The sequence below is a fragment of the Streptomyces geranii genome (assembly GCF_002954775.1).
GTDB lineage: Bacteria > Actinomycetota > Actinomycetes > Streptomycetales > Streptomycetaceae > Streptomyces > Streptomyces geranii.
Genome location: NZ_PJME01000003.1, coordinates 132,970 through 146,192 on the forward strand (window position 1 = coordinate 132,970; position 13,223 = coordinate 146,192).

The following is a 13,223-nucleotide window of genomic DNA, read 5'->3' on the forward strand; positions in this document are numbered from 1 at the left end:
CCGTACACCTGTACGCCCGCACATCCGCGGGTGTCGGCGGCGGATGCCCGGTGCGCCGGTGTCGGGCTACGGACCGGTCACCACCGGCAGCCCCGGCCCCGCGCACCGCACATCCGTCGCCGGCACCCGCCCGTCGACCAGGTAGGCGGCGGCCGTCGAGTCCACGCACGCGTTGCCCCGGCTCGCGAACACGCCGTGGGAGTAGTCGTCGTCGAGGGTGACCAGGCGGGAGCCGGGCAGCAGTCGGCGCAGCTCGCGGGCGCCCTCGATCGGGGTCACCGGGTCGTGGGCCGAGGCGATCAGCAGGACGGGCGGGGCGGCGGGGCTGCCCAGGGGCGTGCGACGGGCGGGCCGGTGGTGCCAGAAGGCGCACGCCGACGCCTCCATGCCGGTCAGCACCGGCTGGGGGTCCAGGCGGCGCGTGCGGCGGAGGTCGGCCAGGACTCGTGCGGGCGTCGGGCCGGGCCCGTCGGCGCACTTCACGGTGCGGTTCGCGGCCTCGAAGGTGCGTGAGTCCGGCGCGTCGAGGGGAGTCGCGGGGCGCAGCGTGCCCGGCGTGCCGTCCCGCAGATACGTACGCAGTCCGTCGGCCAGGCCCGCCCAGCGTTCGGTGCGGCCGAGGGCGCGGTAGACGGCCCGGTCGAAGCCCGCCGCGCCGAACCCGTCCACGGGCCGCTCGCGAAGCCCGTCCCGCACCCGCAGATACGCCTCGCGTACGGCCGCTGCGTCGCCGCCGAGGCCGAAGCGGTCCGGGTGCCGTGCCGTCCAGTCGAAGAAGGTGTCGCGCTGGCGCAGCAGCGCCCGGCTCTGGACGACGTCGAAGTCGTACCAGTCCCACGGCCCGACGACACTGTCCAGCACCATCTTCCCTACCCGGTGAGGGAATTGGGCCGCGTAGGCGGCGCCCAGATAACTCCCGTACGAGACACCGAGAAAGCTCGTCCGGCGCTCGCCGAGGGCGGCACGGATCGCGTCCATGTCCCGCGCCGTCTGCTCCGTCGACATGTACGGCAGCGCCTCGCCGCCGACGCCCGCCGCGCAGTCGTCGGCGAGGGCGCGCAGCGAGCGGAGGTACGTCAACTCGGCCCGGGGGCCCGCCGGTACGGGGTCCGCGCCCGGCCGGTCACCGTCGAACAGGCCGCCCATAGGACCGCAGCCGACGGGTGAACTCAGGCCGGTGCCACGGGGATCGAAGCCGATCACGTCGTACGCCCGCCGCACGCTCTCGGGCAGCTTGGCCCGCTTAGTGACGGCGTACGGCAGCCCGGAGCCGCCCGGCCCGCCCGGGTTCACCAGCAGGATGCCGCGCCGCTCGGCGGCCGTTCCGGAGGCCCGGACCCGGGAGACGGCCAGCCGCAGGCGTGGGCTGTCCGCCGCCGGATCGTCCCAGTTCAGCGGTACGTCGAGCCGGCCGCACTCGACTGTCTCTGGCGCCGTCGGTCTCGGTACGGAGTCGGGGCAGGCGCCGAAGCGGATGGTGGTGGGAGTGGCCGTCGCCTGGGCTGTGGGGGTGGGGAGGAAGGTCGCGGCGCTGGTCAGGAGGGCGCACAGCAGGGCCGTACGGCGTGTGCGTCGTGGGGGATGGGTCACGGGTCTCGCAATCTCAGCAGCGGCAGCGGCAGCGGCAGCGGCAGAAGCGGTAGCTCGGCAACGGCAACGATCGGGTCATCGGATGACAATGAAAACGATTATCGATAACGTGTCCACGGTCAAGTCCGGAGCCCTCCCCGACGGGGGTGCCTTCGCGCTGCCCCGACGGCCTCAACCGCCGGGTTGGAAAGGGGAGTTGTGGCTCATTTGCTGGTGGTCGAGAGCTGGGTCGGATCGATGAGCAGGCTGCTGCCACGGGCGATCCGGGAGAGCGGGCACGAGTTCACCTTCCTCACCCGAGACCTGCACCACTACCTGCGCGGCGCACCCGAGGGAGCCGCGCACCCACTGCTCGGCGCCCGCAACGTGCTCACCGCCGACACCAACGACCTCGACGAACTCCTGCCGTACGTCGAGCGGTTGCACGGCGTGCTCGGCTTCGACGGGGTCGTCACCTCATGCGACTACTACCTCCCCACGGTCGCCCGCATCGCCGGGCACCTCGGGCTGCCGGGCTCCGGCCCCGAGGCCGTGGAGAACGCCTGCCGCAAGGACGCCACCCGGCGCGTACTGGCGGACGCCGGAGTCCCCGGGCCGCGCTTCGCCGTGTGCGAGGAGTGGGCCGACATCGTGCGCGAGGCGGCGGACATCGGCTATCCGCTTGTCGTCAAGCCGGTCGACCTGTGCGCCGGGATGTACGTCCGCCGCGTCGACGACGAGACCCAACTCGCCGAGGCCTGCCGGGCGTTGAACGCGTTCCCGGTGAACGCGCGCGGACAGCGGCGGCCACCCGTCGTACTCCTCGAAGAGCTGCTAGACGGGCCCGAGGTGAGCGTCGAGACGGTGTCGTACGCGGGTGCGGTCCAGGTGGTCGGGGTGACCGACAAGAGCATCGGCGGAGCGCCCGCCTTCATCGAGACCGGCCACATGTTCCCGGCGGCCCTCTCCGCCGCCGACACCGAGGCCGCCGAACAGACCGCGCTGGCCGCCCTGAAGGCCCTCGGCCTGGTGGACGGAGTCGTGGCGCACACGGAGATCAAGCTGACCTCCGCCGGGCCGCGGGTCGTCGAGGTGAACCCCCGTCCGGCCGGCAACCGCATCACCGAACTCGTCCGCCATGTCACCGGAATCGACCTCGCCGCCGCCTTCGTGGACGTCTCCCTCGGCAACGCACCCGACCTGCGGCGCACGGACACCGGTCTGCGCAGCGCGGCCATCGGCTTCCTCGTCCCGGAGGCCGAAGGCACCTTGGAGACACTGGAGTCGCTGCCCGACACCGACCAACTCCGCTCGCAGGAAGGCGTGTTGGAGGTGCAGCTCGCCGAGCCGGGAACCACCGTCAAGGCGGCGGGCAGCAACAACGAATATCTGGGCCATGTCATGGCGGCCGACCCGGACGGCCTCGGCGCGCGCGACCGCACGGCCGCTCTGCTGGACGAGCTGCGGGCCGGACTGGTGATCCGGTGATGAAGGCAGGACTGCGTACGCCCGCGCCGACCCACGAGTCGGCCCACGAGTCGGCCCACGAGGCGGCCCACGAGTCGGCCCGCGAGGTGGACTACGAGGAACTCGCCGCCCGCGCCCTCGCTGGTGAACTCGGCCCCGATCCACGCACGGAACGCATCGCCGTGGCCTTCTCGACCCGGCAGGCGGTCCGGCACGACGGGCGGGGCAGCGGCTACCGCAACGAGGTGCTCAGCCTGCGACTGGGCGCGGCCGTCGGGTCGTGCGCCGTTGAACCCGGGGAGCTGCCGGACGGCGCCATCGACGACTGCGTCGGGGCCGGCATCGCCGACCTCCTCCAACACCCCCTGCTCGCCGTGCGCGTGGCCGCCCTCGACGCCTACCTCATGCACCTCACCCCGCACACCCCGGAGCACGGCGCCCGGACGGTACGGCTCCCGGCGGGCTCCTCGCTGGCGAAGTCACAGGCCCGGGCGAGGACCGTCGTGGAACTGCTCGACCTGCCGGCCGGGGCCACGGTACTGGTCGTCGGAGTCGTCAACTCCCTCCTGGAGGCGCTGCGTTCACGCGGACTCCGATACGTGCCGTGCGATCTCAAGGGCGGTACGACGGAGTGGGGCGAGCCGGTGGCGACGGACGCCCTCGCCGAGGTGGAGAGCGGACGCTGCGACGCCGTACTCGCCTCCGGGATGACCCTCGGCAACGGGACCTTCGAGCCGCTGCGACGCCATGCGCTCACGCACGAACGGCAGTTGGTGATGTTCGCCCAGACCGGCAGCGCCATCCTGCCCCGCTTCCTCGGGCACGGCGTGAGCGCGGTCTGCGCCGAGCCGTACCCCTTCTTCTGGCTCGACGGCGGTCCCGGCGCCATCCACTGCTACGGCGGCGCGCACGAGGGCGGCGCCCGATGACCGCGATCACCACCACGCCGACGGCACCCGCCGTACGGTCCGCCCCCACCGCCCGGCACGAGTTGCTGGCGCTGCTCGGCCGCACCCCGCTGGCCCGGATCACCGCCGAACTCCCGGGCCCGCACCCGGGGTTCTGGGCCAAGCTCGAAGGGCTCGGCGCGGGCGGCATGAAGGCACGTGCCGCCGTCTCCATGCTGCTCGGCGCCCGCGAACGGAACGAACTGCACCCGGGCGCACCGGTGGTGGAGTCCACCTCCGGCACCCTCGGCGTCGGCCTCGCCTTCGCCGGGCAGGCCCTCGGGCACCCTGTCGTCCTGGTTGGCGACAGCGAACTGGAGCCGTCCATGCGGCAGTTGCTGCGCTCGCACGGAGTACGGCTGGAGATAGTCGACCGGCCCGCAGCCCAGGGCGGCTGGCAGGCGGCCCGTCTCACCCGTCTCCGCGAACTCCTCGCAGCGCTGCCCGGCGCCTACTGGCCCGACCAGTACAACAACCCCGACAACATCGCCGGCTACGCCTCCCTGGCCGCCGAACTGACCGCACAGCTCGACCACTTGGACGTGCTCGTGTGCAGCGTCGGCACCGGCGGACACAGCGCCGGGATCACCGGACCCCTGCGCCGACGCTGGCCCGCCCTGCGGCTCATCGGGGTCGACGCGACCGGCTCCACCATCTTCGGTCAGCCCGCCCGGCCCCGGCTGATGCGCGGCCTCGGCAGCAGCATCCACCCGCGCAACGTCGCCTACTCCGCCTTCGACGAGGTCCACTGGGTCGGCCCCGCCGAGGCCGTGGACAGCTGCCGCAGGCTCGCCCGCGAGAGCTTCGTCAGCGGCGGCTGGAGCACCGGCGCCGTCGCCCGCGTCGCCGCCTGGGCGGCCCGCGTCCACCCCGGAGCCGTCGTCGCCACCGTCTTCCCCGACGGCCCGCACCGCTATCTCGGCACCGTCTACGACGACGACTTCGCCCTCGCCCACGGCCTCGACCCCGGCGCGGCGGCGACCCGCCCGGTCGAGATACCGCACCCCCGTGCCGCCGAGGCCACCGGCTGGGTGCGCTGCGCCCGCGTCACCGACCCGCTAGCCCCGCAGGAAAGGAACCAGTGAAGGCCAGCCTGCGCACCGTCCGCCTCGAACTCACCGAGCCATTGCGCATCTCCCGCTCCACCATGGCCGCCCGCGACGCCGTATGGCTCACCGTCGAGCACGAGGGCCTGCGCGGCCACGGCGAGGCGGTGACCAGCGTGTACTACGGCCTCGACGCCGCCACCCTCCAACGGCACTTCGGCGAGGTGCGGTTGAGCCGGTTCACCACCCCCGAACAGGCCCTGGAGGCCCTACGGGAAGGGAAGTCGGCGCCCGGCGACGACACGCCCGCCGCCGTCACCGCCGCCGTCGAGTCCGCGCTGCTCGACCTCGTGGGCAAGCGCGCCGGGGTGCCCGTGCACCGGCTGCTGGGGACGTCGGCCACGCCCGTCGCCGCGACCGCCCGGACGATCGGCATCACGTCGGCACACCAAGCCGCCGCCGAGGCCCGGCGGTTGGCGGCGCGCGGCTTCCGGATCGTCAAGGTCAAGGCGGGCACCCCGGACCCGGAGGACGACATCGAACGCGTGCGCGCCATCCGCGCCGCCGCTCCCGCCGTACGGCTGCTCCTCGACCCCAACGGGGCCTGGAGCACCGCCCAGGCAAGGGAGTTGCTGCCCCGGTTCGCCGAACTCGGCGTCGAGGCGGTGGAACAGCCCGTCGCCCCCGGCGATCCGGAGGCCTTCGGGAACCTGGCCGAGTGGTCGCCGGTGCCCCTCATCGCCGACGAGGACGCGGTCGATCTGGCGGACGCGCGCCGCCTCGCCGGACGCGTGCACGGCATCAACGTCAAGCTCGCCAAGTGCGGCGGCGTGCACGCGGCCCTGCGTATCGCCGGGCTACTCGCGGGCAGCGGCACGGAGTTGATGCTCGGCTGCCTCACCGCCAGCACCCTCGGCATCGCCCCCGCCGTCCACCTCGCGGACCGCGCCCGCTGGACCGACCTCGACGGCCACCTGCTGCTGGCCAGGGACCCGTGGTCCGGAATCGGCGGCGCGGACGGCGTCGTACGCACAAGTGGCAGGCCCGGTCTAGGCGTTGAGGAGCGGCGACGGCGATCGGAGGAGGTCGGGCATGAAGACGTGGCGTGAGATGCGACGCTTCCCGGTCGCCGTCCAACTGCTCCTCGTCAACCAACTCGGCGTCAACACCGGCTTCTACCTCCTCATCCCCTACCTCGCGACCCACCTCGGCGAGGACCTGGGCATGTCGGCGGCCGTCGTAGGCATCGTCCTGGGCGTGCGGAACCTCAGCCAGCAGGGCCTGTTCATCATCGGCGGCTCCGCCGCCGACCGGCTCGGCGCACGCGGGGTGATCATCGCCGGATGCGCGCTGCGGACGGTCGGGTTCGGCCTGTTCGCGCTCGGCGACGGACTGCCGGTACTGCTGGCCGCGTCGGTGTTGAGCGGGCTGGCCGGGGCGCTGTTCAACCCCGCCGTGCGCGCCTACCTCTCACAGGAGTCCGGGGACCGCAAGGCGGAGGCGTTCGCACTGTTCAACGTGTTCGCCACGACAGGGGCGTTGATCGGCCCGCTGCTCGGCAGCGCACTCCTCCTGGTCGACTTCCGGGCATCGGCGCTCACCGCCGCCGGCATCTTCGCGGTCCTCACGGTCGCCCAGGCCCTGGTCCTGCCGGCGCGCGAGGTCGAACCCGCGAAGAGCGGCGTCCTCGCGGACTGGCGTGAGGTGGTGGGCAACCGTGCCTTCGTGGCGTTCGCGCTGGCCATGGTCGGCATGTTCACCCTGGAGAACCAGCTCTACCTCCTCCTCCCCGACGGAGCCCGCCGCGCCACCGGCTGGGACGGAGCGGCCGGCCTCGTCTTCGTCGTCGGCACCCTGGCCAACCTCGCCCTCCAGCTCCGGATCACCCACTCCCTCAAGTCCCGTGGAGTGAGGGCACGTTGGATCTCGGCGGGACTGGCACTGATGGGCCTGGCATTCGTCCCACCGATGCTGGTGGCGGGGGCGGGCGGCACCTCGTGGCCGGCGGTCGTGCCCGTCCTGCTGGGCGCGCTGATCCTCTACCTCGGCGTGATGATCGCCTCGCCGTTCGTGATGGAACTGATCCCCGGCTTCGGCCGCCCCGAACTGACGGGCACCTACTTCGGCATCTTCTACGTCGTCTCCGGCATCGCCGCCGCCGTCGGCAACACGGTCGTCGGCTGGGCCATGGACACCGGCGATCGGTCCGGCACCGAGTGGCTCCCGTGGGCATGCTGCGCGGTCTTCGGCCTCGCATCGGCGGCCGGAGTCGCCTGGCTGCACCGGCTGGGGGCGCTGCCGGGGAGCGCGGTCCCGGTGGGGGAGAGGAGCGCGGTGTGAACACCCGTCCCGGGGAAGCCCCTGTGAACCCTCGTCCCGGGGAAGCCCCTGTGAACCCCCGTCCCGAGGAAACCTCTGTGAACAGCCAAGCCGGAATCGTGCCTGTGAACAGCCGCAACCTGCTCACCGACAACCCCGAGCTGTACGAGGCCCGCTTCCCCGACCCCGATCGGCTCGCCGGGCGCTGGGCCGAGGACTGTCTGCGCCGGTACGGCAGCGGGCCGCGGGTGCTCGACATCGGGTGCGGTACTGGGCGTGACGCCGAGTTTCTGCAGCGGTCCGGGCGGGTCGTCACCGGGGCCGATCTCTCCGAGGCGATGCTCGGGTACGCCCGCGTGACGCATCCGGGGCCCGAGTACGTGGGTGCCGATCTCACCGGGTTCGAGCTGGGCGCCGGTGTCTTCGATGCCGTCGTCTGTCTCGACAGCGCGCTGCTCTACTGCCACACCAACGACCAGCTCGACGGGTTCCTCGGCTCCTGCCGACGCGCCCTCGCCCCCGGTGGGCTCCTCGTCGCCGAGATGCGCAACGGGGGCTACTTCCTCGGCCGTACCGATCTGCTCGACACCCCGGTCGTCGGAGGGTTCACCTGGCAGGGCACCGCCTATCGGTCCGTCACCACCCTCACCGTCGACCGGACCGCCCAACTCCTGCGCCGGGTAAGGAACTGGACCGCCGACGACGGCTCCCCGCCCCTCCAACAGCGTTCCGCCTGGCGGCTGTTGTTCCCGCAGGAGCTTCGGTACCTCCTCGCCGCGCACGGCTTCGAAGTACTCGAACTGCACGACGGTCCGGGACCGCGTACCGAACCCCCCTGGCGGGAGGGCGAGTTGCCCGGCGCTGGCGCGGGCGCCGACGCGGATCGGCTGCACCTCGTCGCCCGCCGACGGAACTGACACCCACCACTGCTTCTCTCCTCACACCCCGAAGGACTCCCATGTACGACTTCCCTGCCCTGCGCCGACGCGGCTTCCTCACCGCCGTCGGTGGTGCCGCCGCCCTCGGTGTGCTCGGTCTCGCGGGCTGCGGTGACGGCTCCACGGACGACAGCTCCGACGACAGCGGCTCCGGCGGCGGTACGCCCAGACGGGGTGGGCGGCTGCGGGCCGCCTTCGCCGGTGGGGGCGCCAGTGAGACCCTCGACCCGCATCTGGCCAGCCTGTTCGCCGACGCGGCCCGTGCCAAGGCGCTCTACGACAAGCTCGCCGACTACGGCCCCGACCTCTCCGCGCAGCCCCGGCTCGCCGAGAAGTGGGAGGCCAACAAGAGCCTGGACCGTTGGCAGGTCACCCTTCGCTCGGCCACCTTCCATGACGGCAAGGCGGTCACCGCCGCCGACGTGCTGTACAGCTACCGGCGCATCGCCGACCCCGACCAGGCGTTCCGGGCGAAGGCATCACTGGAGCCCATCGACCTCGACGCCAGCCGGGCCACCGGCACGCACGGGATCGAGTTCGTGCTGAAGCGGCCGACGGCCGAATTCCCCAACATCCTGGCCGCGTTCGGCGCGTACATCGTGCCCGACGGCGCTACCGGAACCGACTTCGACACCAAGCCTGTCGGCTCCGGGCCCTTCCGGTTCGTGTCGTTCGCGCCCGGCCGTTCCGCCCTCTTCCGCCGCTACGACGACTACTGGGAGGGCGCCCCACACCTCGACGAGATCGAGTTCGTCGTCGCCAACGAGGAGTCCGCGCGCGTCAACGCACTGCTCGGCGGGCAGGTCGAGTACGCCCACGAACTCAATCCGACCACCGCTCGGGCCCACGAGGGCAAGGGGCAGATCGAGATCGTGCGGCTGCGCAACAGCGCCATGCAGGGCTTCGCGATGAAGACCGACCGTGCGCCCTTCGACGACAAGCGCGTCCGCGAGGCCTTCTTCCTCATCGCCGACCGGCAGGAACTCGTCGACGGCGCGCTGTCCGGCGCGGGCGTCGTCGGGAACGACCTGTTCGGGAAGGGATACGAGTACTACGCCGCCGACCTCCCGCAGCGCAGCCAGGATCTCGACCGGGCCAAGGCCCTGCTGAAGCAGGCCGGAGCCGAGAACCTCAAGGTCACGCTCGACACCTCCGCCGTCGCCGCCGGTTTCACCGAGGCCGCCGGGATCTTCCGCGACCAGGCGGCGAAGGCGGGCGTCACGATCGACGTCAGGATGGGCAGCAAGGACTCGTACTGGAGCGACATCCTCGACTCCGGCACGATCTGCTGCTACCGCTCCGGCGCCATGCCCATCGAGGCCCACATCTCGCAGCGGCTGCTCACCGACTCCACCACCAACGCCACCAAATGGCACCACAAGGACTTCGACGCGCTGTACCAGCAGGCCCAGTCGACGAAGGACAAGACCGAACGGACCGCCGTGTACGAGCGGATGCAGCGCAGGCTGTACGCCGAGGGCGGGTTCCTGGTGTGGGGGTTCGCCGACTGGATTCTCGGAACCGCCAAGAACGTGAAGGGGGTTGAGGCCAAGGCGCCCGCCAACTCGCTCGACTGGGCGCGGTTCGACAAGGTCTGGCTGGCGTGAGCGGACCGCTCTCCTTCGTCGCCCGGCGGCTGCTCCTCGGCGGCGCGCAGACCGTGGCCGTCGTGCTGCTGGTCTTCGCGCTCACCGAGGCGCTGCCGGGCGACGCGGCCGTCGCACTCGCCGGGGACCAGCCCGACCCGGCGCGCATCGCGGCCATCCGCGAGGCCATGCACCTCGACCGGCCGGCGTACGAACGGCTGTTGGACTGGGCGGCGGGCCTCGCACACGGGGACTTCGGGACCTCGCTGACCTCTGGGCGGCCGGTCAGTACGTACATCGAGGACGGGTTCGGGCCCACCCTGCTGCTCGCGATGATCACAGTAACGCTCCTGGTTCCCCTGGGAGTTGGGCTCGGCGTGCTCGCCGCCCGGCACGAGGGGCGGCCCGTGGACCGGATCGTCAGCTCCGTCACCCTCGGCGTGTACGCCGTACCGGAGTTCGCCCTCGGGGTGCTGCTGGTGACCGTGTTCGCCCTGCGGCTGGGCTGGTTGCCGCCCACCGCCGTCGGCTACGGCACCGATCTGCTCGGGCACCCCGCCGCACTGGTCCTGCCCGTCCTGGTCCTGCTGTCCCGGCCGGTGTGCTCCCTCGCCCGGCTCGTCCGCGCGGGCATGGTCGACGCGCTCGACTCGCCGTACGTCGCCCAGGCCCGCCGGTACGGCATCCCGGGCGCCCGCGTCCGGTACGCCCACGCCCTGCCCAACGCCGTCGCCCCGGCGGCGCAGCAACTCGCCCGTACCGTCGACTGGTTGCTGTGCGGGGTCATCGTCGTGGAGGCGCTCTTCGTGATCCCGGGACTGGGCACCGTGCTGTTGAACGCCGTCGCCGAACGCGATGTGCCGGTCGTGCAGGGGCTGGCGGTGGTGTTCGGCGTGCTCACCGTCCTCCTCAACCTGGGCGCCGACCTCGTCGCCCACCGGTTCGCGCCGAGGGCGGGGGTGGCCGCGTGAAGGGCCGCTCGCGGTTCGCCCTCGGGGCCGCCGTCATCGGCGTACCCCTTGTACTCGCCCTGCTGGGACCGCTGTTCGCGGGTGAACCCGGGCCACGGGCCGTCTCGTTCACGCTCGGGGACGGGCACTGGCTCGGCACCGACTTCGTGGGCCGGGACGTGTGGCAGCAGGTGCTGCACGGTGGCCGACCGGTGGTGCTGACCGCCCTTGCCGCGACCGTCCTCGCCTACCTCGTGGCGCTGCCGCTCGGCCTCATCAGCGCGCTCACGCACCGGAGTTGGCTGGAGGAGCTGCTGATGCGGCCCTTGGACGTCCTGCTCGCCGTGCCCTCGCTCCTCCTCATCCTGCTCGTGGCCTCGGTGTTCGAGCCGGGCGCGGTCGGGCTCGCGCTGCTCGTCGCGCTGGCCAACATCCCCGACGCGGCCCGGATCGTCCGCGCGGCGGCAGCGGAGGCCGCCGCCCGTCCGGCCGTCGAGGCGCTACGGATGCAGGGCGAGACCTGGTGGCGCATGGCCGTCGGCTATGTCGGCCGCGCCATGCTCCGCACCCTCGCCGCCGACGCGGGCATCCGGCTCACCGGCGTGCTGTACCTGGTGGCCACGGCCGCCTTCCTCGGCGTCGGGGTCGCACCCGACGCCGCCGACTGGGCCGTCATGGTCGACCGCAACCGCACCGGACTGTTCGTCCAGCCCTGGGCCGTGGTCGTGCCCGCGCTGCTGATCGTCGCGCTGACGACGGGCAGCAACCTGCTCTTCGACGCGGCACTGGACCGGCGTACCGCTGAGAAGGGACGGCAGCCGTGAACACCCCCCTCAACACTCCCCGCGACGCCTCCGTCGACGTTCCCGACGGGGCTGCCGTCGCCGAGATCTCGAACCTCCGCGTCGAGATCGACGGGCGGCCCCTCGTCGACGGAGTCGACCTCCGGCTCCTCCCCGGCCGGGTGACCGCCCTCGTCGGCGCGTCCGGCAGCGGCAAGACCACCACCGGCCTGGCTCTCCTCGGCGAACACCCGCCCGGCGCAAGGGTGTCGGGTGAGGTGCGCGTGCCCGGCGGTGGGCCGGTCGGATACGTTCCCCAGCACCCCGCCGCCGTCCTCAACCCCGCCCGCCGCGTGGGCGCTCTCCTCTACGACATCGCCCGCGAACGGGTACGGGACCTGCCCCGGGCGGCACGCCGAACCGAGGCCCGTGCGCGTGTGCTGTGCGCCCTGGCGGACGCCCAACTACCGCAGGGGCAAGCCCTGTTGCGCCGCTACCCCCACCAGCTCTCCGGCGGTCAGCAGCAGCGGGTGGTCCTGGCCCAGGCACTCCTGCTGGGCGCCCGGGTCGTCGTCGCGGACGAACCCACCACGGGACAGGACGCGTTGACCAAGAGCCGCATCGTCGAGGAGTTGACGGCGGTCGCCGCGCAGGGCATCGCCGTGCTCCTGCTCAGCCACGACCTCGACGTCGTCCGTGCCCTGGCCGACGAGGTGCTGGTGATGAAGGAGGGCCGGGTCGTCGAGTCGGGCCCGACCGAACGCGTGTGGCTCACGCCCCGCCATGAGTGGACACGTGAACTCCTGTCCCGGCAGCCACAGTTCAGTGGCGGGGAGGAGCCTGGTGGCGCCCCGACCGGTGCCCCCGTCCTGCACCTCCAAGACCTCACCGCCCGCCACCACCGAACCCAGGTCCTCCACATCCGCCAACTCGCCCTGCACGCGGGTGAATGCCTGGCCGTCGTCGGCCGCTCGGGCAGCGGCAAGACCACCCTCGCCCGCTGCCTGGCCGGACTGCACCGGAACCACGACGGCCGGGTGACTCTCGACGGCAGCTCCGCCCTTCCGCGCAGCCTGCGCGACCGGGACCGGGGGCAACTGGCCGCCGTGCAGTACGTGTTCCAGGACGCGAGGGCGGCCTTCGACGAGTACCGGCCCGTCGTCGAGCAGGTCGCGCGTACGGCCGTACGGCTGCGCGGTGCCGAAGCTCCGGCGGCCACGGCGGAGGCGCTCGCGGTCCTTGCCGAGCTGGGGCTCACCGAGGAGCAGGCCCACCGCCTCCCGGGGCGGCTCTCCGGCGGCGAACTCCAACGCGCCGCACTCGCCAGGGCGTTGCTGGCCCGGCCCCGCGTTCTCATCTGCGACGAGATCACCTCGGGGCTGGACACGGTCACCCGGCGTGCTCTCCTCGACGTCCTCGCCGGGCTCCGGCGTGAGCGCGGCGAGCTGGCCGTCGTACTCATCACGCACGACCTGGACACGGCGTCGCTCGCCGACCGGATCGCCGTGCTCGACGCGGGCGAGATGGTCGAACAGGGCACGGCGGCAAGGGTGTTGAGCGCGCCCTCGCACCCGTTCACGAGGCGGCTGCTGGCGGCGACGACGAGATAGGGACGGGGA

At 72.6% G+C, this 13,223-nt stretch carries 11 protein-coding genes; 10 read left to right on the forward strand and 1 reads right to left on the reverse strand.

Going from position 1 to position 13,223, the window contains the following annotated elements; genetic code table 11:
• Positions 1 to 66: 66 nt before the first annotated feature.
• Positions 67 to 1,590: an alpha/beta hydrolase gene (locus CW359_RS05635; protein ID WP_105968637.1), complete on the reverse strand. Its 1,524-nt coding sequence runs from the start codon at positions 1,588 to 1,590 to the stop codon at positions 67 to 69.
• Between the two features lie 198 nt (positions 1,591 to 1,788).
• Here CW359_RS05635 and CW359_RS05640 point away from each other — a divergent pair, with 198 nt between their 5' ends.
• The 10 genes from CW359_RS05640 to CW359_RS05685 all read left to right on the forward strand — a co-directional run bounded on the left by CW359_RS05640 (position 1,789) and on the right by CW359_RS05685 (position 13,214).
• Positions 1,789 to 3,057 (forward strand): ATP-grasp domain-containing protein, encoded by a 1,269-nt coding sequence (locus tag CW359_RS05640; protein WP_198655101.1) that lies wholly within the window; start codon positions 1,789 to 1,791, stop codon positions 3,055 to 3,057.
• Positions 3,058 to 3,143: 86 nt separating this feature from the next.
• Complete coding sequence (locus CW359_RS05645; RefSeq protein WP_232838259.1) at positions 3,144 to 3,965, forward strand: Rossmann-like domain-containing protein; 822 nt, start codon at positions 3,144 to 3,146, stop codon at positions 3,963 to 3,965.
• Entirely contained in the window at positions 3,962 to 5,068 is a 1,107-nt protein-coding gene (locus tag CW359_RS05650) for a PLP-dependent cysteine synthase family protein (RefSeq protein ID WP_105968639.1), read from the forward strand. Before CW359_RS05645 ends, CW359_RS05650 begins: the two co-directional genes overlap by 4 nt.
• Entirely contained in the window at positions 5,065 to 6,138 is a 1,074-nt protein-coding gene (locus CW359_RS05655; protein ID WP_105968640.1) for a dipeptide epimerase, read from the forward strand. Before CW359_RS05650 ends, CW359_RS05655 begins: the two co-directional genes overlap by 4 nt.
• Positions 6,122 to 7,369, forward strand: coding sequence for an MFS transporter (locus CW359_RS05660; RefSeq protein WP_105968641.1), 1,248 nt, complete (start codon positions 6,122 to 6,124; stop codon positions 7,367 to 7,369). Before CW359_RS05655 ends, CW359_RS05660 begins: the two co-directional genes overlap by 17 nt.
• A gap of 104 nt (positions 7,370 to 7,473) precedes the next feature.
• A complete protein-coding gene (locus tag CW359_RS05665; protein WP_105968642.1) occupies positions 7,474 to 8,265 on the forward strand; it encodes a class I SAM-dependent DNA methyltransferase in 792 nt (263 codons plus the stop codon).
• 41 nt (positions 8,266 to 8,306) lie between these two features.
• Positions 8,307 to 9,893 (forward strand): ABC transporter substrate-binding protein, encoded by a 1,587-nt coding sequence (locus tag CW359_RS05670; protein ID WP_105968643.1) that lies wholly within the window; start codon positions 8,307 to 8,309, stop codon positions 9,891 to 9,893.
• A complete protein-coding gene (locus CW359_RS05675) occupies positions 9,890 to 10,843 on the forward strand; it encodes an ABC transporter permease (RefSeq protein ID WP_105968644.1) in 954 nt (317 codons plus the stop codon). Before CW359_RS05670 ends, CW359_RS05675 begins: the two co-directional genes overlap by 4 nt.
• Complete coding sequence (locus CW359_RS05680; RefSeq protein WP_105968645.1) at positions 10,840 to 11,646, forward strand: ABC transporter permease; 807 nt, start codon at positions 10,840 to 10,842, stop codon at positions 11,644 to 11,646. The genes CW359_RS05675 and CW359_RS05680 overlap by 4 nt, the downstream gene beginning before the upstream one ends.
• Positions 11,643 to 13,214, forward strand: coding sequence for an ABC transporter ATP-binding protein (locus CW359_RS05685; protein WP_105968646.1), 1,572 nt, complete (start codon positions 11,643 to 11,645; stop codon positions 13,212 to 13,214). Before CW359_RS05680 ends, CW359_RS05685 begins: the two co-directional genes overlap by 4 nt.
• Positions 13,215 to 13,223 lie beyond the last annotated feature (9 nt).